This window comes from Bacteroides mucinivorans (genome assembly GCF_034654355.2).
GTDB lineage: Bacteria > Bacteroidota > Bacteroidia > Bacteroidales > Bacteroidaceae > Bacteroides > Bacteroides nordii.
In genome coordinates, this window is sequence record NZ_CP178179.1 from 2,152,293 (window position 1) to 2,173,588 (window position 21,296).

Sequence of the window (21,296 nt, forward strand, 5' to 3'; positions counted from 1 at the left end):
TCAATTTATCTTTTTTTCCATTGTGCTCAGGTAGATCTCCAGTGAACGGGTAGATATTTGTATTTCCCGGAAAGAAACTCCCAATGAAGCTATCAGCAAGAGTAGTGCCAGTCCGAACACGTAGGCAGATAGTAATTGCAGTCCGATATAGATAAGAAACATGCTGACAACACAAAAGAACAGACTTGCAATGCCCAGCCCTTGCATGGTACGGGTTAGGTTGAGACGTTTGCGCAGATTCTCAATTTGTGCAACGGTGATGTCGGTAGGATTTTCCATATAACGATCACGCAATTGGCGTACCAGTTGGGCATACGACAGAAAACGATTCGTGTATGCTAACAGGATAAGTGAAACTGCCGAAAAGAGTAGGGCAGGCGTTGTGAGTGTAAGTTCTTCCATAATGTTTTTTTTAGTGGTATGTGGTTGAGAGTAGATGAGAGAGTAGTAAGTAGTCAAGTAGTAAGTAGACGATAGTGATTGAGTATCTGAATCACAGAAACCGGGCTATCGTCTACTTACTACTTGACTACTCTTAATTACTTATTTAAAGATCATTTCAGCACGCCAAGTTCTTTGCCTACTTTAATGAAGGCATTGATACACTTGTCCAGGTGCTCTTTGTCATGTCCTGCAGAAATTTGTACGCGAATGCGTGCCTGTTCTTTCGGAACTACCGGATAGTAGAACCCTGTCACATAAATACCTTCTTCGAGCATGCGGGCAGCGTAATCTTGAGAAAGTTTGGCATCATACAACATAACTGCACAGATTGCGCTCTGTGTCGGTTTTATGTCAAATCCGGCAGCCATCATTTTGTCACGGAAGTAGTTGACGTTCTCTACCAGTTTATCGTGTAACGCATTACTTTCTTTCAGCATTTTGAATACTTCAAGACTTGCACCGATAATGCCCGGAGCCAATGAGTTAGAGAACAGATAGGGGCGACTGCGTTGGCGCAATAGGTCGATAATCTCTTTACGTCCTGTGGTGAATCCTCCCAGTGCACCGCCAAAAGCTTTGCCCAATGTACCGGTATAAATGTCCACACGTCCGTAGGTCTTGTAGAGTTCGCTCACACCATGACCTGTTGCACCTACCACACCGGCCGAGTGAGATTCATCTACCATTACCAGTGCGTCGTATTTCTCGGCGAGATCACAAATTTTATCCATAGGGGCCACATTGCCATCCATTGAGAATACACCGTCTGTCACTATAATGCGGAACCGTTGTGCCTGAGCTTCCTGAAGACACTTTTCCAGTTCCTCCATATCAGCATTGGCATAGCGATAACGTTTAGCTTTACAGAGGCGTACACCGTCTATAATAGAAGCATGATTCAGTGAATCCGAAATAATAGCGTCTTCTTCTGTGAATAATGGCTCGAAAACACCGCCGTTGGCATCAAAACAAGCGGCATATAAAATTGTATCTTCTGTCCGGAAATAGTCAGAGATTGCAGCTTCCAGTTCTTTGTGAATATCCTGGGTCCCACAGATAAAACGGACGGATGACATACCATATCCGCGACGGTCCATCATCTTCTTTGCTCCCTCTATCAAACGGGGATTATTGGAGAGTCCCAGATAGTTATTAGCACAAAAGTTCAGTACTTCTTTTCCTTTTACAGTGATCGCTGCTTGTTGTGCACTTTCAATGAGTCGTTCTTCTTTATAGAGTCCGGCTTCTTTAATTTCAGCAAGTGTATTGCTGAGGTGTTCTTTCATTTTACCGTACATAGCGTTTGGAGTTTTAGTTTCTATGCAAAGGACATTATTTTTCTCCAAATTACAATGACTATTTGCTATAAAAGTGAAAAAAAAGTGCTTACTTTGCGCACCATTTAGCTTAATATACCCTATAAGTTGGAAGAATGAAAAATATTTTGGTAATTGGAGCTACCGGGCAGATTGGTTCGGAGCTCACGATGGAACTGCGTAATCGCTATGGAAATGAGAACGTTGTAGCCGGATATATTCCCGGTGCAGAACCTAAAGGAGAATTGAAAGAATCGGGCCCCGCGGCAGTAGTTGATGTAACGAACGCCGAAATGATTGAGTCCGTAGTAAAAGAATATAATATTGACACAATATACAACCTTGCGGCCTTGTTGTCTGTTGTAGCTGAGTCAAAACCAAAGCTTGCCTGGAAAATAGGTATTGATGGTTTGTGGAATGTACTTGAAACAGCGCGTATCCATGGATGTGCGGTGTTTACACCGAGTTCTATCGGATCGTTCGGAGCAGATACACCACACACGAAAACGCCGCAGGACACCATTCAGCGTCCGCGTACGATGTATGGCATTTCCAAGGTGACTACTGAGTTGTTGAGTGACTATTACCATAATAAATACGGAGTAGATACCCGTGCAGTTCGTTTCCCCGGAATTATTTCCAATGTGACCCCTCCGGGTGGCGGAACAACGGATTATGCTGTTGATATATATTATTCTGCCGTAAAAGGTGAAACCTTTGTATGTCCTATCGCCAAAGGTACGTTGATGGATATGATGTATATGCCGGATGCTTTGAATGCTGCCATCTCGCTGATGGAAGCTGATCCGGAGAAACTGATTCACCGTAATGCTTTCAATATTGCTTCCATGAGTTTTGATCCGGAGGCAATTTACGAAGCCATCCGTAGGCATGTGCCCGATTTCAAAATGATCTATCAGGTAGATCCTTTGAAACAGCGTATTGCCGATAGTTGGCCCGATAGCCTGGATGATACCTGCGCTCGTGAAGAGTGGGGGTGGAAACCGGCTTATGATTTGGAAAGTATGACAGTGGATATGCTTGAAAAATTAAGAGCTAAACTGAAATAATGAAAAAACTTATTGCGGGGGCTGTTGCCCTCGCTCTTCTTGCTTCTTGTGGAAACAAGAGAGCGAATCTTGACCCCTTCGCATCACTTACAAATGAGGTGGACTCGGCTCTTCACAGAGCTGATACGCTCCACCAATCAAAGACATCAGAGGGACCGAAGCCGATAGAGGCTGACGAATCATTCGATGACTTTATTTATAATTTTGCTTCCGATGACGAGTTGCAGCAGCAGCGCGTAAAGTTTCCGTTGGCTTATTATAACGGAGATGAACCTTCAAAAATTGAAAAGAAGTACTGGAAACATGATGATCTGTTTACAAAGCAGAGCTATTACACTTTACTTTTTGATAGCGAGGAAGATATGGATCTGGTAGGCGATACTGCGCTTACTTCCGTGCAGGTAGAATGGATCTTTATCCGTACTCACATGGTGAAGAAGTATTATTTCGAGCGGGTGAAGGGAGCATGGATGCTGGAAGCTATTAATCTGCGTCCTGTAGAGAAAGGGGATACTGAGGATTTTGTAGAATTCTTCGGACGTTTTGCAACGGATAGTCTTTTTCAATGTCGTCGTGTACGTCAGCCCTTGATGTTTGTAACTACTGATCCGGACGATGATTTTTCTGTTTTGGAAACAACCCTTGATCTTAACCAGTGGTTTGCCTTCAAACCGACATTACCTACCGATAGATTGTCGAATATTAATTACGGACAAAAGAATACTAATAATTCTTCTACTAAAGTTCTTGCCCTGAAGGGAATAGGAAACGGACTTTCTAATATTCTCTATTTCAAAAGGAAAGAAAATAGCGGAGAGTGGGAACTGTATAAGTTTGAGGATGTGAGTATTTGAGTGCTTCCCGCACAGGGAGGTGCGACAGGCGATGCTACATCGTCAAAACGTAGATGAACGTAGTTTTTCGCAAAGGGAAACAAATGATGATAAAGAACTACAGTCTTTTAATCTGCGTTAATCCTGTGTTAATCCGCGTTCCATCAGATAGATACTACTCTGTGGAACTCTGTGTTACTCTGTGGTGAATTTCCCTTATTTCTGATCCGTTTATGCTAAATGTTGTCTGCCATAACTATCCATCCCTTTCTCCGGTATTGATAAAGCCCCTTCTCGTGGAGCAACGTATGAAGCCTCGGTGTGTAACGTTGTTTTAGATGTACATGTAAAGCGGTACGACATGCGCATGTGGGACAGTACGACATGCACATCTCATGCAGCTTTACATGTACATCTAAAACAAGACTGCGCACCGGGAAAAGGAATGTTCCTTTTTAAGAAAAAAAGCTATTTAGTCCCTTTCCATCAGTTTTGAACTTAATATTTTGTGTGGTTATTCTGTCTTTCTTTTGTATCAAGGCAAAAGAAAGAATAATTTCATTAATTTTGCGGCACAACAGATAAGAGGAATATAGTCGGTATATTCTTTTATTATATTGAATAATTGGTTAAATTATGAAACAAAAAAATTGCTCTCTTTTATCTCACAATACATTTGGCATTGATGTGAAAGCCGCCTGTTTATTGGAATATTCTTCTGTGGATGAACTCCGTGAACTGATACTTCAGGGGCTGATTGTTAAACCCTATTTACATATTGGTGGTGGAAGTAATTTGCTTTTTACCAAAGATTATCCGGGTACAATTCTTCATTCCCTCATTGATGGACTGGAAATTCTCGATGAGAATGAGCAGGAAGTACGGGTACGGGTAGGTGCCGGTGTACAGTGGGATGATTTTGTTGCCGAATGTGTTGCCAGGGGATGGTATGGAGCCGAAAATCTTTCATTGATTCCCGGTGAAGTGGGGGCAAGTGCTGTGCAGAATATCGGGGCTTATGGTGTAGAGGTAAAAGACCTGATTACGGCTGTGGTGACAATGAACATAGAAGGGGAGCAGCGTGTTTATAGCGTAGATGAATGCCAGTATGCTTATCGTGATAGTATCTTTAAGCGTGCGGAAATGAAAGATGTTTTCGTTACTCATGTATGTTTCTGTCTGAGTAAACAAGAGCATTATACATTGGACTATGGCACAATTCGTCAGGAGTTGGAGAAGTATCCGGCGGTGACATTGCCAATAGTACGCCGTGTGATTATCGATATTCGTAAGAGTAAATTGCCCGATCCGAAAGTAATGGGTAATGCCGGTAGCTTCTTTATGAATCCTATTGTTCCCCGAAAGCAATTTGAAGCTTTGCAACAGGAATATCCGCGTATGCCATTCTATGAATTGGCAGACGGAAGGGTGAAAATTCCTGCCGGATGGATGATAGACCAGTGCGGCTGGAAGGGAAAAGCATTAGGACCGGCTGCTGTACATGATAAACAAGCATTGGTGTTAGTGAATTGTGGCGGTGCAAAAGGTAGTGACATTATTGCGCTTTCAGATGCGGTACGGGCTTCCGTACGCGAAAAGTTCGGGATTGACATTCATCCGGAAGTAAACTTTGTTTAATGAATTATGCTATGCAGCTCATAATTCATCAATCATAAATTATAACTCATGAAGATAACAATATTAGGAAGCGGTACTTCTACAGGAGTGCCTGAGATAGGTTGTACTTGTCCTGTCTGCACTTCTTCTGATCCTCGTGATCACCGACTGCGTGCTTCTGCTCTTATTGAAACAGACGATACGCGTATACTTATTGATTGTGGCCCGGATTTCCGGACTCAGGTGCTCGGACTTCCCTTTAAGAAGATAGATGGAGTACTTATCACTCACGAACATTACGATCATGTAGGTGGTTTGGATGATTTGCGGCCTTTTTGCCGTTTTGGTGAAGTACCTATTTATGCTGAGCCACATACGGCGGAACGTCTGCGTACCCGTATGCCTTACTGTTTTGTGGATCATAGTTATCCCGGAGTTCCCAATATTCCGTTGCAGGAGATTGAAGAAAATCGTACTTTTTTGATTAATCATATCCCGGTAACCCCTTTGCGTGTAATGCACGGCAGGCTTCCTATTCTGGGGTATCGCATTGGGAATATAGGGTATATTACTGATATGCTGACAATGCCTGATGTATCTTATGAACAATTACGCCAGCTTGATGTTCTGGTGGTAAATGCGCTGCGGATTGCTCCTCATCCAACGCATCAGAACCTGGCAGAAGCCCTTGACACTGCGCGGAGGATTGGAGCTAAAGAAACTTATTTCATTCATATGAGCCATCACATAGGGCTTCAGGCGGAAGTTGAAAAACAACTGCCTCCCCATGTGCACTTTGCATCGGACGGAACAGAAATATTTTCGCAAAAGTTTTGATTCTTTAACGGAAATCCTTATTTTTGCCTGCAGTCGGTAAAAGAAGCAATATTATGAAACTTCGTACCTTCGTCAAAATAGCAATTACCACTTCTGTTGCGCTTTTGTGTACAGGTTTTGTTGTGTTCTCATTTTTCAAGTTGTCGGCAGCAGAAAATAAGGAGGACTTTGAACTTTATACACTTGTACCGCCTACGGCAACAGTTGTTTTTGAGACAGATGACATGTGTACCCTGGTACAGGAAATTAATGAACTGAACTGTAGTCGGGATAATAATTATTTGTATATTTCTAAAATTTTCTCTTATCTTAAACTGCATCTTTATACGCTTCTCGAGGATACTCCCCATGGGCTGAGCAGGCAGATGAGTAAAATGTTGCTTAGTTTTCATGAGCCGGATAACGATCGTAATCAGGTACTCTATTGTGCTCTTGGTTCGGGGGATTATGAATTGGTGGAAAAATTCATCAAAAAATATTGTTCGAGTACATTTCCTTCCAAATTGTTTGATTATAAAGGAGAGGAGATACGTATCTATCCTTTGCCGGACGATGATTTTCTGGCTTGTTATGTTACTTCCGGTTTTTTAGCTGTCAGTTATCAGAAGAAATTGATAGAACAGGTGATTGATGCACGTTTGTCAGGTAAGTCGTTACTTAGAGATGATTCTTTTTCTAAGATACATGCGGCTAAAAAAAGTAATGTGGCTGCCACGATTTATGCTCGCATGGAGTCGCTGGATATGGGTAAAATGACTGATGGTATCCGCTCGCATACGGATCTTGGCGGCTGGACAGAGTTTGATATGAAGCTCAATGGAGATGCTATTTATTTCTCGGGTATCAGCCATGATACGGATACATGTCTGACGTTTATGAACATGTTGCGTCAGCAACAACCGCTGGAGGGTTTTCCTGGGGATATTCTTCCGGTGTCCACATTCTTTTTCAGTCAGCGTTCGGTAAGTGATTTGCAGGCGATGTTCGATTTTACAAGTGGTCAGGAGTATGCTACAGCTACTTATTCGGATTATATCAGTGCACGTGATGAGGCGTTATTGTCTTATCTCAAAGAGAATGGTAAACATGATATAATGACTTGTCTTTTTCACCGTAATGATACTGTTACTTTTCCGGCTGCCGTGGCAAGTTTGCCTGTTGATGATGTGGTGCAGGCTGAACGAATGTTGAAATCGCTGATAGAGAATACCCCAAAGGAGGAAGATGCGCCTTCTGTACCTCCTATGACTTTTTGTTATACTTCTAATCGGGCATATACCCTCTATGTGCTGCCGCGTAATACGTTGTTTGCACAACTGACTGGTGTGACGCAATCTTCATTGTATGTTTATGCATGTTTGTACGATGGTCGGTTGTTGTTAGCTCCTGATTCTGAGAGCCTCTCTTGTTACATTGGGCATTTGGATAAAAAAGAAGTGTTGGAAGAATTGCCTGCGTATCAGGAAAGTGTATCAGGCTTATCTGATGTGTATAATTTTATGCTTGTTGCCGACTTGGGCAATATGTTTGCTCAGCCTGAAAGTTATGTCAGGCTTGTTCCAGGTTTTTTCTTCCGTAACCCTGACTTTTTCCGTCATTTTGTTCTTTCTGCCCAATTTACGAGTATGGATGGGCAGATTTATCCGAACGTAGTTTTGCAATATAAAGGGAGTGAGAACTATTGATTTTTTCGGGATAAAGATGCGCTTTTTAAGCTTCGTTTAGCTGGATAATTATTGTGTTAAAAGCTTCTGATTTCCGGGTGCTTTCTGAATTTCGTTCAAAAAAATCAAGAATGACTCAGAAATAATCCTAAAGTTTAATGTCGCTTTTTTTTAATAATCAGTTGTGTATGGTCTTAATAACGTGCTTGTGCAATAACACGCGTAAAGATATAGAGCATAGAACTCATTCAAGAGAAGTGTGCGGGAATACTTAATTTTCCTCGGGAGAAAAGCGGGATTTACTCCCGAGGAAAGTAAGGGTTTACCAGGGATAATACAAAAAGGGCTCTCTGATAATTTTTTTTTCTTAGAATGGCAGGTCATCCTTTGCGTCACCAGCGATAAACTCGGGTGCTGCTGTCGGGGCTGGAGGAGGAACCGGAGCGCCCGGAGCCATGGGTGCACCTGCTGCTACGCGTTCCACTTTCCATGCACGTATACTGTTGAACCAACGATCCTGCCATTGACGTGCATCGACGTCAAAGGATACGGTGAGCTCTTCGCCCATCTGGATATTGAACTGCTCTATTTTGTCAGCACCAAATACGTCAAAACACATTTTACGTGGGTACTGGTCGTGGTTTTCAATAACATATTCCTGCGATTTCCATTCGTTCCCAGTTTTAGAAACTCCGCCTCTGGGCTGGAGTATAGCGATAATTTTTCCTGTAAATTCCATTGCGATAAATTTAAATTCTGCGGCGAAGTTACAATTTTTTAGGAATATCTAAAGCACAACCCGGTGTTTTTTCTTTCGTTTTGTTGGTGCACCCCAATCTTTTTTTGTAACTTTGTGCATTGATAAAATTAAAAATTAAACATTCGGAAATATATGAAATTTATCGTTTCTAGTACTGCGCTTTTCAGCCATTTACAGGCTATTAGCCGTGTGATAAACTCAAAAAATGCGCTGCCTATTTTGGATTGTTTCCTCTTCGAACTGGAAGACGGAACGTTGTCTGTGACCGTTTCTGATAGTGAAACGACGATGGTAACCTCTGTCGAGGTCAATGAAAGTGATATGAATGGTCGCTTTGCAGTGGCTAACAAAACATTGCTCGATGCTTTAAAGGAGATACCCGAACAGCCGTTAACGTTCGATGTAAATACCGAAACTCTTGAAATTACTGTGCAGTATCAGAACGGAAAATATAGCCTTATGGGGCAGAATGCCGATGAATTTCCTCAGTCTGCCACGTTGGGTGAAAGTGCTGTTAGGGTGGAGATGAGTGCAGATATACTGCTGGGTGGTATTAATCGCAGTGTATTTGCTACTGCAGATGACGAATTGCGGCCTGTGATGAATGGTATTTATTTTGATATCACTACTGAAGATATTACAATGGTAGCTTCGGATGGGCACAAATTGGTACGTTGTAAAACACTTGCTGCCCGTGGCAATGAGCGTGCTGCCTTTATTTTGCCAAAGAAGCCGGCTACTTTGCTCAAGAATCTGCTGCCGAAAGAAAATGGCATGGTAGTGATTGAGTTTGACGAACGCAATGCTGTTTTCACACTTGAAAACTATCGTATGGTATGTCGTCTTATTGAAGGCCGTTACCCTAACTATAACTCAGTAATTCCGCAGAATAACCCGCATAAGGTGACTGTAGACCGTCAGCAACTGATAGGAGCTTTGCGTCGTGTGTCAATCTTCTCGTCGCAGGCCAGCAGTTTGATAAAACTCCGTATCCAGGAGAACGAAATAGTAATTTCCGCACAGGATATCGATTTCTCTACTTCTGCAGAAGAAACTCAGGTATGTCAATATGCTGGCGCTCCGATGAGTATTGGTTTTAAATCAACGTTCTTGATTGATATTCTCAATAATATTTCGGCAGAAGAAGTCATAGTTGAATTGGCAGATCCATCGCGTGCCGGTGTGGTTGTTCCTGTGGAGCAGGAAGAGAATGAAGACCTGTTGATGTTACTCATGCCGATGATGCTGAACGATTGATTCAGTTGAAAGTTGAAGTTGAGAGTTGAAAGTTGCTATGCAGTATGATAGCGCAGCTGACTTTCAACTCTCAATTTTCAACTTTTATTTTTTTTACAGATAAAGACTTTAAACAGAATATGAAATTAAACCTTAAGAATCCTATCGTTTTTTTCGATCTTGAAACGACAGGTACAAACATCAATACAGACCGGATCGTAGAAATCTGTTACCTCAAGGTACATCCAAATGGAAATGAAGAGACTAAAACCATGCGTATCAACCCGGAAATGCATATTCCTGAAGCTTCTTCTGCCGTGCATGGGATTTTTGATGCAGATGTGGCAGATTGCCCTACTTTTAAGGAAGTAGCAAAAAATATAGCCAATGATATTGAAGGTTGTGATCTGGCAGGATTCAACTCTAACCGTTTTGATGTACCTGTGCTGGTAGAAGAATTTTTGCGAGCAGGAGTGGATATAGACATTAGTAAACGTAAATTTGTAGACGTTCAGGTCATTTTCCATAAGATGGAGCAGCGTACACTTTCTGCTGCTTATAAGTTTTATTGTGAGAAAAGCTTGGAAGATGCACACACTGCCGAAGCCGATACCCGTGCTACCTATGAGGTATTGAAAGCACAGCTTGACCGCTATTCAGAAGAGTTGCAGAATGATATTGCATTTCTGGCAGATTACTCCAGCTTCAATAAGAATGTAGATTTTGCCGGGCGTATGGTATATGATGATAATGGGGTAGAAGTATTTAATTTCGGTAAGTATAAAGGTCAGTCCGTGATAGAAGTTTTGAAGAAAGATCCGGGATATTACAGTTGGATTCTGAATAGTGACTTTACACTCAATACCAAAGCGATGTTGACAAAAATCAGGCTGAGAGAAATGAGTAATATGAATTATAAATTATGATTTATGTTGGGTGCGACACATAGTATAGCCGATAAATCATAATTCATAAATTAAAAATCACAAAATTGAAAGGTAAAAAAATAATTCTTGGGATCACTGGTAGTATTGCTGCTTACAAAGCCTGTTATATTATTCGGGGACTTATAAAGCTGGGTGCTGAAGTGCAGGTAGTTATTACTCCTGCAGGGAAGGAATTTATTACTCCTATCACACTGTCGGCGTTAACCAGCAAGCCTGTTATTAGTGAGTTTTTTGCACAGCGGGATGGTACATGGAATAGTCATGTGGATCTTGGCCTTTGGGCAGATGCCATGCTGATAGCTCCCGCCACTGCTGCTACTATCGGTAAGATGGCAAACGGCATTGCCGACAATATGCTGATTACTACTTATCTGTCTGCCAAAGCACCTGTTTTTGTAGCACCGGCAATGGATCTCGATATGTATGCTCATCCTTCCACTCAAAAGAATCTGGACATTTTACGTTCGTATGGCAATCATATCATAGAACCTGGTACGGGATTTTTGGCGAGCCATCTTGTGGGGAAAGGACGTATGGAAGAGCCCGAAAATATTATTCGTGTTCTTAATGCTTATTTTTCGGCCAGTGGTGATCTGGCAGGGAAAAAGATATTGATCACTGCCGGTCCGACTTACGAAAAGATAGATCCGGTACGATTTATTGGTAATTATTCTTCCGGAAAGATGGGGTTTGCACTTGCCGAAGAGTGTGCCGGTCGAGGTGCAGAAGTGATGTTGGTTACTGGCCCAGTGTGTTTACAGACATCCCATCCGCGTATTCATCGTATTGATGTGGAAAGTGCTGCTGAGATGGCCAATCAGGCACAATTATATTTTCAGCAGGCTGATGCTGGTATTCTTTGCGCTGCTGTGGCAGATTTTACACCGGAAACGACAGCCGGCTATAAAATAAAGCGGGAGAACGACGATCTGACGCTTCGTCTTAAGCCTACACAGGATATTGCTGCTACGCTGGGACGGATTAAAACAGCAAAGCAGAAATTGGTAGGCTTTGCACTCGAAACGAATGATGAGCAGCACAATGCCCAGAGTAAGCTGGAACGGAAGAATTTTGATTTTATCGTACTTAATTCTTTGAACGATTCCGGAGCAGGATTTCGTTATGATACAAATAAGATCAGCATCATTGATCGGCAAGGACATACGGATTATCCGCTGAAGTCGAAGCCGGAGGTTGCACAAGATATAATTAACCGTTTGGTGGAGGAATTGCAATGAAGCGGATTGGGGGGATATGGAACATAAGGTGTGATGTAATGTGGAAGATATTGAGTGCTTTTGCGGTATGGTTATTTCCTCTGTTTCTTTCGGCCCAGGAACTTGATTGTAAAGTGACTGTCAACCATGCTCAGGTGCAGGGAACGAATGTGCAGGTATTCAAAACACTTGAAACCGCACTGACCGAATTTATCAATGAACGCCACTGGACACAAGCACAGTACGAGATTAATGAGCGTATTCGTTGTTCCATGAATCTTACTGTGAAAGGATATAATGAGAATGAAGGTCGATGGACGTGTGAGCTTATAGTGCAATCCACCCGTCCGGTTTATCAGTCTGGTTATCAGTCTACCGTGTTTACTTTCAAGGATAATAATGTAGAGTTTAATTATCGTGAGTTTGATCCGTTGGAGTTACGTGATAATCTGATAGATAATAATCTCACTGCTGTTATTGCCTATTATGCCTATCTGATGATTGGCCTGGATATGGATACGATGTCACTAAAAGGTGGAACAGAGCTTTTTCGTGCAGCTGAGAATGTAGTGACTGCTGCACAAACTTTGAATGAAAAAGGTTGGAAGGCTTTTGATGATAGTCGTAACCGTTATGCTATTGTTTCCGACTATCTGGATGAGGGTATGAGTCCGCTTCGTCAGATGATGTATGAGTATCATCGAAAAGGAATGGATGAAATGGTAACCAATGCCACCCGTGCGCGTGCGGCTATTACTGCTTCACTTGCCGGATTGAAACAGGCGCGTGATACTAAACCTATGTCTTCATTGCCTGTGATATTTACGGAAATAAAGAAAGACGAACTGGTCAATATTTATGGTGGAAAATCACCTGCAGCTCAGAATGAACGAGAACAGGTATATCAGATTCTTTCAAATATTAATCCTTCGCAAAATAGCGTATGGGACAAGATCAAATCAAAATAATGTGCCTGTGTGCCAATGAAAAGAGACTTAAAGAATAGAGAGATTTAAATAATTAAATAATTAATAAAATTATGTGCACAGCCAATTGGCACATTGACTAATTGGCATATTAGCACGTTATTATATATGCTACGTTCACTGTATATTCAGAATTATGCCTTAATAGAGAAGTTGGATATCCACTTCGATACAGGATTTTCTGTCATCACGGGTGAAACCGGTGCCGGGAAATCAATTATATTGGGGGCTATTGGTTTGCTGTTAGGGCAGCGGGCTGATGTGAAAGCGATCCGTCAGGGGGCATCTAAATGTATTATAGAAGCTCGTTTTGATATTTCTTCCTATGGTATGAAACCTTTTTTTGAAGAGAATGAACTTGAGTATGAAGATGAATGTATTCTTCGTCGTGAAGTGCAAGCGTCGGGCAAGAGCCGGGCTTTCATTAACGATACCCCGGCTTCGTTGACACAAATGAAAGAATTGGGTGAACAGCTGATTGATGTGCATTCCCAGCACCAGAACTTATTATTGAATAAGGAAGGTTTCCAGCTCAACGTACTTGATATTTTGGCACACAATGATGATGCGTTGAACACTTATCATCGGCTTTATACAGACTGGAAGCGTTTGGATAAAGAACTTGACGAGTTGATTTCGTTGGCCGGACAAAGTAAAGAGGATGAAGACTATATTCGTTTTCAGCTTGAACAGCTTGAAGAGGCACATCTTGTCGAAGGTGAGCAAGAAGAGCTGGAACAGGAGTCGGAAACATTGAGCCATGCTGAAGAAATAAAAGCAGGGCTATACCGTATTGAACAGGTTTTTACTTCCGATGAGGGTGGTTTATTGGCTGCATTAAAAGAAAGTTCTGGTTCTCTTTCTGCCTTACAAAAGGTGTATTCACCTGCAACGGAACTTGCAGAACGTATGCATAGTAGTTTCATTGAGCTAAAAGACATAGTAGATGAAATTAGTACCCAGAGTGAAAATATAGAATTTAATCCCACTCGTCTGGATGAAGTTAACGACCGTTTGAATCTGATCTATTCTTTGCAGCAAAAGCATCGTGTGCAGACTGTTGAGGAGTTAATAGGATTGACGGAGGGATATAAAGAGAAATTGTCGGCTATCACTTCGTTTGACGATCGTATTGCTGCTCTGACAGCCGAAAGAGATATCCAATATAATAATGTGAAAAAACAAGCCGGGGTTCTTACGAAGGCTCGTGTTACTGCTGCCCGTGAAGTAGAGAAGCAGATGGCTTCCAGGTTAGTGCCGCTAGGTATGCCTAATGTGCGGTTTCAGGTAGAGATGGGGGTACGCAAAGAACCCGGATTGCAGGGGGAGGATACGGTTAACTTTCTTTTCTCTGCCAATAAGAACAGTGCATTGCAAAACATCTCGTCTGTAGCTTCCGGTGGTGAGATCGCTCGCGTCATGTTATCTGTTAAGGCAATGATAGCCGGAGCGGTAAAACTCCCTACCATTGTGTTTGACGAAATAGATACCGGTGTTTCCGGTGAGATTGCTGATCGCATGGCAGACATTATGCAGGAGATGGGAGAGCAGGAAAGACAAGTGATAAGTATCACCCATTTGCCGCAGATCGCTTCCCGTGGATGTGCACATTATAAGGTGTATAAGCGTGATAGTGATACTGAGACAAATAGCCACATTCGTCGTCTTACTGATGAAGAACGGGTGGAAGAAATAGCACATATGCTGAGCGGTGCTACTTTGACGGAGGCAGCGTTGAGTAATGCAAAAGCGTTATTAGGATTTACGATTTGATGATTTACTATTTACGATCTAGCTGCGTAAGGCAGGAAGAGTAAATGTAGAAATGGAAGAATCGCAAATAGAGAGTATTTTTTTATAGTAAATTGTACATAGTTAAATAGTAAATAAATAAGATGATTGATCAAAGTGAAATGATTTTCGGTGTTCGTGCCGTAATAGAGGCTATACAAGCAGGTAAAGAGATTGATAAAATTCTGGTAAAGAAAGATATCCAGAGTGATTTGTCAAAAGAGTTGTTTGCAGCCTTGAAAGGTATGCTTATTCCGGTGCAGCGTGTTCCGGTAGAGCGTATCAACCGCATTACCCGTAAGAATCATCAGGGAGTAGTAGCATTTATCTCTTCTGTGACTTATCAGAAGACGGAAGATCTTGTACCTTTTTTGTTTGAACAGGGTAAGAATCCGTTCTTCGTAATGCTGGATGGTATGACGGATGTTCGTAATTTTGGTGCTATAGCCCGTACTTGTGAGTGTGCTGCGGTGGATGCCGTTATCATTCCGGCCCGGGGTAGTGTGACGGTAAATGCAGATGCTGTGAAAACTTCTGCGGGAGCTTTGCATACTCTACCTGTTTGCCGTGAACAAAGTTTGAAGAGTACTTTACAGTTCCTCAAAGATAGTGGCTTTCATATTGTGGCTGCCACCGAGAAAGGAGATTATGACTATACGAAAGCCGATTATACTACTCCGACATGTATTATTATGGGGGCCGAAGACAAAGGAGTATCTTATGAGAATCTTGCACTATGTGACGAATGGGTGAAGATTCCGATGCTGGGTAGTATTGAATCACTTAATGTATCTGTGGCTGCCGGCATTTTGATATATGAGGCTGTGAAACAACGTCACAGTGACCTTTAAACTTTGAGTAGTTAGAATTTAGTAGTCAGTAGTCAGAATCTATGCAGCGTGATAACTTTTAAACCGAATGGATTCCAGCTACCAGCTTCTAACTACTAACTTCTAACTGCCAGCTACTAACTACTAACTTTTTAATTTTTAATTTATGAAAAAGATTCTGTTACCTTTAATACTTATTTGTATGTCGGTACAATGGAGCATGGCACAAGCCCCTAAGTGGGTAGAAAAAGCTAAGCGTGCTGTATTCTCTGTAGTGACTTACGACAAGAACGATAAAATACTCAATACCGGAAATGGCTTCTTCGTTACTGAAGATGGTATAGCCCTGTCGGATTATTCTCTTTTCAAAGGAGCGGAACGTGCCGTTATTATTAACTTTGAAGGAAAACAGATGCCGGTAAATGCTATTCTCGGAGCAGATGATATGTATGATGTTATCAAGTTTCGCGTGGCTATCACTGAGAAGAAAGTTCCTGCGCTGGTAATAGCTACTACAGCTCCTGCTGTAGGGGCAGAGGTGTATCTGCTACCGTATTCTACTCAGAAAGATCGTACGTGTACACCGGGAAAAGTACAAAAGGTGACTAAGGTAGGAGAGAATTATAATTATTATACGCTTGATATGCGTTTGAAAGACAAGATGGTGAGCTGTCCTGTGGCTACAACGGATGGTCAGGTGTTCGGGCTTGCACAGAAGTCATCCGGCAAGGATACTACCAGCATCTGTTATGCTGCCGGAGCCGCTTTTGCCATGTCTCAAAGCATTAGTGCACTGTCTCTCGGTGATCTTACTTTGCGGAATATTGGTATCAAAAAAGGATTACCTGAAACAGAAGAACAGGCACTCGTGTATTTATATATGGCTTCTTCACAATCTACTCCCGAAGTATATATGTCTTTATTGGATGATTTTGTGAAGCAGTTTCCGAACAGTCCGGATGGATATCTTCGCCGGGCTTCAACAACTGTTTTTAATGCAAAGGATGATGCTGCGTTTGATAAAGCAGCGGCCGATATGGAACAAGCCTTAAAAGTAGCACAGAAGAAAGATGATGTGTACTATAATATGGCAAAACAGATTTATAGTTACCAACTTGGCAAACCTGAGAAAGTCTATAAAGATTGGACGTATGACAAGGCTTTAGAGTATGTTCATAAAGCATTGGCTATTGATTCTTTGTCTGTTTATGTACAATTGGAAGGAGATATTCAGTTTGCAAAGCAAGACTATCCGGCAGCATTGGTTAGCTACGAAAAAGTGAATCGTACCAATCTTGCTTCACCTGCTACCTTCTTCAGTGCTGCTAAAACGATGGAATTAATGAATGCCGATCCGAAGGCAGTACTTGCTGTGATGGATAGTTGCGTAGCGCACTGTCCACAACCGGTTTCCGCAGATAATGCTCCTTACGTGCTGGAGCGCGCCCAGATGAATATGAATGCAGGAGAATATCGTTCGGCAATGCTTGATTATGACACTTATTTCAAAGCAGTAAATGGACAAGTGAATGATGTATTCTATTATTACCGTGAGCAGGCGGAATTTAAGGCCCGTCAGTATCAGCGTGCTCTGGATGATATTGCTAAAGCTATTGAACTCAATCCGAAAGAGCTGACTTATCGTGCTGAACAGGCAGTAATAAATTTACGTGTGGGACGTTATGAGGAAGCGCTGAAAGTGTTGGATGAGGTATTAGCAATTGATTCTAAATATGCTGAAGCTTATCGTTTGAAAGGAATCTGCCTGATACAATTGAAAAAGCAAGAAGAGGCTTGTGCCAACTTTGCCAAGGCAAAGGAACTGGGTGATGCCAATGTGGATGAATTGATAAAGAAACACTGTAAATAGGTTTTGAGTTGGTAAGTTGGTAAGTTTTTGAGTTCTCATAGTAAATCCTCATATGATACTATATGTATAGAAAGGATGTATTAAAAGCTCATCAACTTAAAAACTCATCAACTTACCAACTCAAAAACTTACTAAAAAACTTCACAGAAATGGTGAAGCCCCTGTCCACGCAGTTGGATAGGGGCTTCTTTTTGGAGATTTCCATAAAAACACTCTCTCTCATCTCCTTACTTAGTCAAGCTCAGGTTTTAGTTCCTTAAAGTTAGTCTTGTATTTTCTCTTGTATAACTATATAGTAAATGCGGAGGTATGCAGAATACTGCATTGGCTTCTGCTTTTTTTCTTAGAATTTTTATCAGAATCTTTTTTTTACTATCTTCGAAGCGTAAAATAACGTGTTAATGAGCTGAATACACCGGTTGGCAGGTTAACTGTGTGTGTTAATTGACACATTGTACATCATTAATAATAAAATAGAGAATAGAATGAAAAAAGTAATTTGTAGTGAAAAGGCTCCGGGAGCGATCGGACCCTACAGTCAGGCTATTGAAGCCAATGGTATGGTGTTTGTATCAGGACAACTGCCTATCGATGCTGCTACCGGAGTAATGCCGGAAGGAGTGGAGGCACAGGCTCGCCAGTCTTTAGAAAATATTAAGCACATCCTGGAAACAGCCGGACTGACAATGGCGGACATTGTCAAAACGACTGTATTTCTGCAGGATATGTCTTTGTTTGCCGGTATGAATGGCGTATATGCAACTTATTTCAACGGAGACTTCCCGGCCCGTTCTGCTGTGGCAGTGAAAGCTTTGCCGAAAGATGCCTTAGTTGAGATTGAGTGCATTGCGGCTCGCTAATAAATCTGCAACAATAAAACTACTGCCTCCTACAAAGATAAAGTCTTTGGGGAGGCTTTTTTCTTGTGCTGCACGTACGGCGCTCTCCACTGTTGGGTAGGTAGTACCTTTCAGGTCAAATTCATTGGCTATACTTTGCAATTCTCCTTCCGGCAAGGCTCGTTTTACACTTGCTTTTGTGAAATAATAACTCGCTTCCTGAGGCAACAGACTTAATACACCGCGAATGTCTTTGTCATTTACCATACCTATTACAATGTGCAGATGGTGGTATGGGATCGATTTTATTTGTTGGGTGATATACGTAATTCCACCGATATTGTGTCCCGTGTCGCATATTAACAGGGGAGCATCACTCAATTTCTGCCATCGCCCCATTAGTCCTGTCAATTCATTGACATGAGAAAACCCATTACGAACACTTTTCTCTTCAATCCGATATCCCAGAGCTTTCAGCTCTTTTAAAGCATGCAGTATTGTATTGGTGTTTTTTATCTGATAACATCCTCCAAGTTCTCCTTCCAAACGGGGATACTCCTGAGTTTCGTATACCAGCATATTGCTTTGGGAGTTCGCATTTAAGACAAGTGTATTATCTTCTGCAAATACGATGGGAGCATCCCTCTCTTTCGCTTTTTCAACAAATACCGGTCGGGTTTCTTCTGTCGCTTCTCCAATTATTACCGGGATTTCCTTTTTAATAATTCCCGCCTTTTCTCCTGCAATCTTTGCCAGTGTATTACCTAGAAACTGTGTATGGTCAAAGCTGATATTAGTAATGATACATAGATCCGGAGCAATGATATTGGTGCAGTCGAGTCGTCCTCCCAGTCCCACTTCAATGATTGCTACATCCACCTTTTCATCGGCAAAGTAACGGAAAGCCATAGCTGTAGTCAATTCGAAAAAGGAGGGATGGAGCGGTTCAAAGAAAGACCGGTGTTTTTCTACGAAGTTTATAACATATTCTTCAGGCATCATCTCTCCGTTGATACGGATACGTTCGCGAAAATCGACAAGGTGGGGAGAAGTATAAAGCCCGACCCGGTAACCTGCTTCTTGCAAAATGGCGGCAAGCGTATGGGAACAGGATCCTTTACCGTTCGTTCCTCCTACATGAATGGTACGGTATTCACGATGAGGATGTCCGAAGTATTCATCTAATATTTTAGTGTTTTCCAGTCCTTCTTTATATGCTCCGCTTCCTATTTGCTGGAACATGGGTGCACTCTCATATAAGTACGTTAAAGTGTTCTGATAGTCCATCTTTTATAATATTTAACTGGCAAGAAATCTTTATTGCCCTTTTATTTCTTATCTTAGGTGCCACAATCCTTCATCGTAGTGACTGATTGCTTTAACGGATTGCAAATATCAACATTTTAAATCTAAGAAGAGTATGGGAACTAAGAAAAATTTTGTGCTTGACACAAATGTTATCCTTCACGACTACAATTGCTTGAAGAATTTCCAAGAGAATGATATTTATCTCCCCATCGTAGTGATTGAAGAACTGGATAAGTTCAAAAAAGGGAATGAACAGATTAATTACAATGCCCGCGAATTTGTCAGAGAACTCGATTTGATTACAGATGATAATCTTTTTACGAGTGGTGCCTCATTAGGAGAGGGACTGGGACGTTTGTTTGTTATTACGGGTGAAGTCGATTCTCCGGCTGTACGTGATTCTTTTCCTTCACGTAAGCCCGATCATCAGATTCTGGCTGTAGCAGATTATCTGGCGCACAAGCATACTAATATGAAGACTATATTAGTGACTAAAGATGTCAATCTACGTATGAAAGCCCGTTCTATTGGTGTGATTTGTGAAGATTACATTACTGACAAAGTGGTGAATGTAGATATCTTTGAGAAGTCCAATGAAGTATTTGAGGGAATTGATCCTACGCTAATCGATCAGATCTATTCTGCCCGGGAAGGACTGGATATCAACGAGTTTGATTTTAAAAATATTATTCGTCCTAACGAGTGCTTTATATTGAAAAGTGATCGTAGTAGTGTACTTGCCCGTTACAATCCTTTTACCCATACGGTTTGCCGGGTCAATAAAACGAAGAATTATGGAATTGAACCTCGCAATGCCGAACAAAGTTTTGCTTTTGAAATATTGAATGATCCCAATGTGAAACTGGTTGCTTTGACAGGTAAGGCCGGTACTGGTAAAACTCTTTTGGCATTGGCTGCTGCCTTAGGCAATCTGATTGATTATAAGCAGATTTTATTGGCACGTCCTATTGTGGCTCTTTCCAATAAAGATCTGGGCTTTTTGCCGGGTGATGCAAAAGAGAAGGTAGCTCCTTATATGCAGCCTTTATTTGATAATCTGAATGTAATCAAACGCCAGTTTGCTGCTAATTCCACTGAAGTGAAACGTCTGGAAGATATGCAGAAAAGTGAGCAATTGGTTATTGAAGCATTGGCATTTATTCGTGGACGTAGTCTGAGTGAAACTTATTGTATCATTGATGAAGCTCAGAATCTTACTCCTCACGAAATAAAAACGATCATTACCCGTGCGGGTGAAGGTACTAAGATGGTGTTTACCGGAGATATCCAGCAAATTGACCAGCCTTATCTGGACAGTCAATCCAATGGATTAGTTTATATGATTGATCGTATGAAAGAGCAGAATATCTTTGCCCATGTCAATTTGGTGAAAGGTGAGCGTAGCCAGTTGAGTGAATTGGCAAGTAATTTGATGTAATGACTCATAATAAGAATAGGGATACTTTTTGAATGTCCCCACTTACAGATACAAGAGAGGCAATTAATTCATTACGAATTAGTTGCCTCTCTTGTATCTGTAAGAAGTATCCTTATTTTGGATCAAATGAAAAATACTGTTGGCAGATTATCTGAATGTATAGATCCGGCTTACTTATTTTATTCCATGAAAATACGTATTTAATACCTTGTTAAAATGCATATTAACAGCGTCTTAAATACGTATTCTTATACTGTAAAAGTACGTACTTTTAAGCAATAAAAAACAGGCTT

Annotated in this window: 18 protein-coding genes; 14 read left to right on the top strand and 4 right to left on the bottom strand. The window is 41.5% G+C overall.

The features are described from left to right. A complete protein-coding gene (locus VCM39_RS07735; protein WP_002561509.1) occupies window positions 1-402 on the bottom strand; it encodes a DUF2721 domain-containing protein in 402 nt (133 codons plus the stop codon). Window positions 403-554: 152 nt separating this feature from the next. Further along, a complete protein-coding gene (gene kbl, locus VCM39_RS07740; RefSeq protein WP_221649363.1) occupies window positions 555-1,742 on the bottom strand; it encodes a glycine C-acetyltransferase in 1,188 nt (395 codons plus the stop codon). Window positions 1,743-1,876: 134 nt separating this feature from the next. Here kbl and VCM39_RS07745 point away from each other — a divergent pair, with 134 nt between their 5' ends. The 5 genes from VCM39_RS07745 (at window position 1,877) to VCM39_RS07765 (ending at window position 7,802) form a co-directional block, all read left to right on the top strand. Continuing rightward, window positions 1,877-2,830 carry an NAD-dependent epimerase/dehydratase family protein gene (locus VCM39_RS07745; protein WP_025867600.1) on the top strand — a complete coding sequence of 318 codons (954 nt, stop codon included), beginning with the start codon at window positions 1,877-1,879 and terminating at the stop codon, window positions 2,828-2,830. Next, window positions 2,830-3,684, top strand: a complete 855-nt coding sequence (locus tag VCM39_RS07750; protein WP_322933440.1) for a DUF4348 domain-containing protein — start codon at window positions 2,830-2,832, stop codon at window positions 3,682-3,684. Before VCM39_RS07745 ends, VCM39_RS07750 begins: the two co-directional genes overlap by 1 nt. 615 nt (window positions 3,685-4,299) lie before the next feature. Continuing rightward, entirely contained in the window at window positions 4,300-5,301 is a 1,002-nt protein-coding gene (gene murB / locus VCM39_RS07755) for a UDP-N-acetylmuramate dehydrogenase (RefSeq protein WP_221649361.1), read from the top strand. 48 nt (window positions 5,302-5,349) lie between these two features. Continuing rightward, window positions 5,350-6,117 (top strand): MBL fold metallo-hydrolase, encoded by a 768-nt coding sequence (locus VCM39_RS07760; protein ID WP_221649360.1) that lies wholly within the window; start codon window positions 5,350-5,352, stop codon window positions 6,115-6,117. 53 nt (window positions 6,118-6,170) lie between these two features. Continuing rightward, window positions 6,171-7,802, top strand: a complete 1,632-nt coding sequence (locus VCM39_RS07765; RefSeq protein ID WP_221649359.1) for a DUF3352 domain-containing protein — start codon at window positions 6,171-6,173, stop codon at window positions 7,800-7,802. Window positions 7,803-8,148: 346 nt separating this feature from the next. On the opposite strand, the gene VCM39_RS07770 is transcribed toward VCM39_RS07765, so the two are convergent. Continuing rightward, the gene (locus VCM39_RS07770) at window positions 8,149-8,520 is read right to left on the bottom strand and encodes a DUF3127 domain-containing protein (protein WP_221649358.1); all 372 of its coding nucleotides are present in this window, start codon (window positions 8,518-8,520) and stop codon (window positions 8,149-8,151) included. 153 nt (window positions 8,521-8,673) lie between these two features. Between VCM39_RS07770 and dnaN the strand changes: the two genes are divergently transcribed. The 8 genes from dnaN to VCM39_RS07810 all read left to right on the top strand — a co-directional run bounded on the left by dnaN (window position 8,674) and on the right by VCM39_RS07810 (window position 18,278). Then, complete coding sequence (gene dnaN, locus VCM39_RS07775) at window positions 8,674-9,798, top strand: DNA polymerase III subunit beta (RefSeq protein WP_221649357.1); 1,125 nt, start codon at window positions 8,674-8,676, stop codon at window positions 9,796-9,798. A gap of 119 nt (window positions 9,799-9,917) precedes the next feature. Next, window positions 9,918-10,703: a 3'-5' exonuclease gene (locus VCM39_RS07780; protein ID WP_221649356.1), complete on the top strand. Its 786-nt coding sequence runs from the start codon at window positions 9,918-9,920 to the stop codon at window positions 10,701-10,703. A gap of 65 nt (window positions 10,704-10,768) precedes the next feature. Continuing rightward, window positions 10,769-11,962, top strand: a complete 1,194-nt coding sequence (coaBC, locus tag VCM39_RS07785) for a bifunctional phosphopantothenoylcysteine decarboxylase/phosphopantothenate--cysteine ligase CoaBC (RefSeq protein ID WP_322933439.1) — start codon at window positions 10,769-10,771, stop codon at window positions 11,960-11,962. A 38-nt stretch (window positions 11,963-12,000) separates the two neighbouring features. Further along, entirely contained in the window at window positions 12,001-12,909 is a 909-nt protein-coding gene (locus VCM39_RS07790; RefSeq protein WP_221649354.1) for a DUF4835 family protein, read from the top strand. 126 nt (window positions 12,910-13,035) lie between these two features. Then, window positions 13,036-14,700 carry a DNA repair protein RecN gene (recN, locus tag VCM39_RS07795; protein WP_322933438.1) on the top strand — a complete coding sequence of 555 codons (1,665 nt, stop codon included), beginning with the start codon at window positions 13,036-13,038 and terminating at the stop codon, window positions 14,698-14,700. 122 nt (window positions 14,701-14,822) lie between these two features. After that, window positions 14,823-15,569 (top strand): 23S rRNA (guanosine(2251)-2'-O)-methyltransferase RlmB, encoded by a 747-nt coding sequence (rlmB, locus tag VCM39_RS07800; protein ID WP_221649352.1) that lies wholly within the window; start codon window positions 14,823-14,825, stop codon window positions 15,567-15,569. Between the two features lie 145 nt (window positions 15,570-15,714). Beyond that, window positions 15,715-17,418 (top strand): S1 family peptidase, encoded by a 1,704-nt coding sequence (locus VCM39_RS07805; protein ID WP_221649351.1) that lies wholly within the window; start codon window positions 15,715-15,717, stop codon window positions 17,416-17,418. Window positions 17,419-17,903: 485 nt separating this feature from the next. Continuing rightward, window positions 17,904-18,278: a RidA family protein gene (locus VCM39_RS07810; protein WP_221649350.1), complete on the top strand. Its 375-nt coding sequence runs from the start codon at window positions 17,904-17,906 to the stop codon at window positions 18,276-18,278. Here the strand turns inward: VCM39_RS07810 and VCM39_RS07815 are convergent. Continuing rightward, window positions 18,246-19,544, bottom strand: a complete 1,299-nt coding sequence (locus VCM39_RS07815) for a bifunctional folylpolyglutamate synthase/dihydrofolate synthase (RefSeq protein ID WP_221649349.1) — start codon at window positions 19,542-19,544, stop codon at window positions 18,246-18,248. The two genes, VCM39_RS07810 and VCM39_RS07815, sit on opposite strands and share 33 nt — an antisense overlap. A gap of 133 nt (window positions 19,545-19,677) precedes the next feature. Here VCM39_RS07815 and VCM39_RS07820 point away from each other — a divergent pair, with 133 nt between their 5' ends. Beyond that, window positions 19,678-21,003: a PhoH family protein gene (locus VCM39_RS07820; RefSeq protein ID WP_002561526.1), complete on the top strand. Its 1,326-nt coding sequence runs from the start codon at window positions 19,678-19,680 to the stop codon at window positions 21,001-21,003. Window positions 21,004-21,296: the final 293 nt, after the last annotated feature.

What these genes read in the sequence shown, in the direction of transcription:
- VCM39_RS07735 (WP_002561509.1), bottom strand. Translation starts at nt 402, where the DNA reads ATGGAAGAACTTACACTCACAACGCCTGCCCTACTCTTTTCGGCAGTT.
- kbl (WP_221649363.1), bottom strand. Translation starts at nt 1,742, where the DNA reads ATGTACGGTAAAATGAAAGAACACCTCAGCAATACACTTGCTGAAATT.
- VCM39_RS07745 (WP_025867600.1), top strand. Translation starts at nt 1,877, where the DNA reads ATGAAAAATATTTTGGTAATTGGAGCTACCGGGCAGATTGGTTCGGAG.
- VCM39_RS07750 (WP_322933440.1), top strand. Translation starts at nt 2,830, where the DNA reads ATGAAAAAACTTATTGCGGGGGCTGTTGCCCTCGCTCTTCTTGCTTCT.
- murB (WP_221649361.1), top strand. Translation starts at nt 4,300, where the DNA reads ATGAAACAAAAAAATTGCTCTCTTTTATCTCACAATACATTTGGCATT.
- VCM39_RS07760 (WP_221649360.1), top strand. Translation starts at nt 5,350, where the DNA reads ATGAAGATAACAATATTAGGAAGCGGTACTTCTACAGGAGTGCCTGAG.
- VCM39_RS07765 (WP_221649359.1), top strand. Translation starts at nt 6,171, where the DNA reads ATGAAACTTCGTACCTTCGTCAAAATAGCAATTACCACTTCTGTTGCG.
- VCM39_RS07770 (WP_221649358.1), bottom strand. Translation starts at nt 8,520, where the DNA reads ATGGAATTTACAGGAAAAATTATCGCTATACTCCAGCCCAGAGGCGGA.
- dnaN (WP_221649357.1), top strand. Translation starts at nt 8,674, where the DNA reads ATGAAATTTATCGTTTCTAGTACTGCGCTTTTCAGCCATTTACAGGCT.
- VCM39_RS07780 (WP_221649356.1), top strand. Translation starts at nt 9,918, where the DNA reads ATGAAATTAAACCTTAAGAATCCTATCGTTTTTTTCGATCTTGAAACG.
- VCM39_RS07790 (WP_221649354.1), top strand. Translation starts at nt 12,001, where the DNA reads ATGTGGAAGATATTGAGTGCTTTTGCGGTATGGTTATTTCCTCTGTTT.
- recN (WP_322933438.1), top strand. Translation starts at nt 13,036, where the DNA reads ATGCTACGTTCACTGTATATTCAGAATTATGCCTTAATAGAGAAGTTG.
- rlmB (WP_221649352.1), top strand. Translation starts at nt 14,823, where the DNA reads ATGATTGATCAAAGTGAAATGATTTTCGGTGTTCGTGCCGTAATAGAG.
- VCM39_RS07805 (WP_221649351.1), top strand. Translation starts at nt 15,715, where the DNA reads ATGAAAAAGATTCTGTTACCTTTAATACTTATTTGTATGTCGGTACAA.
- VCM39_RS07810 (WP_221649350.1), top strand. Translation starts at nt 17,904, where the DNA reads ATGAAAAAAGTAATTTGTAGTGAAAAGGCTCCGGGAGCGATCGGACCC.
- VCM39_RS07815 (WP_221649349.1), bottom strand. Translation starts at nt 19,544, where the DNA reads ATGGACTATCAGAACACTTTAACGTACTTATATGAGAGTGCACCCATG.
- VCM39_RS07820 (WP_002561526.1), top strand. Translation starts at nt 19,678, where the DNA reads ATGGGAACTAAGAAAAATTTTGTGCTTGACACAAATGTTATCCTTCAC.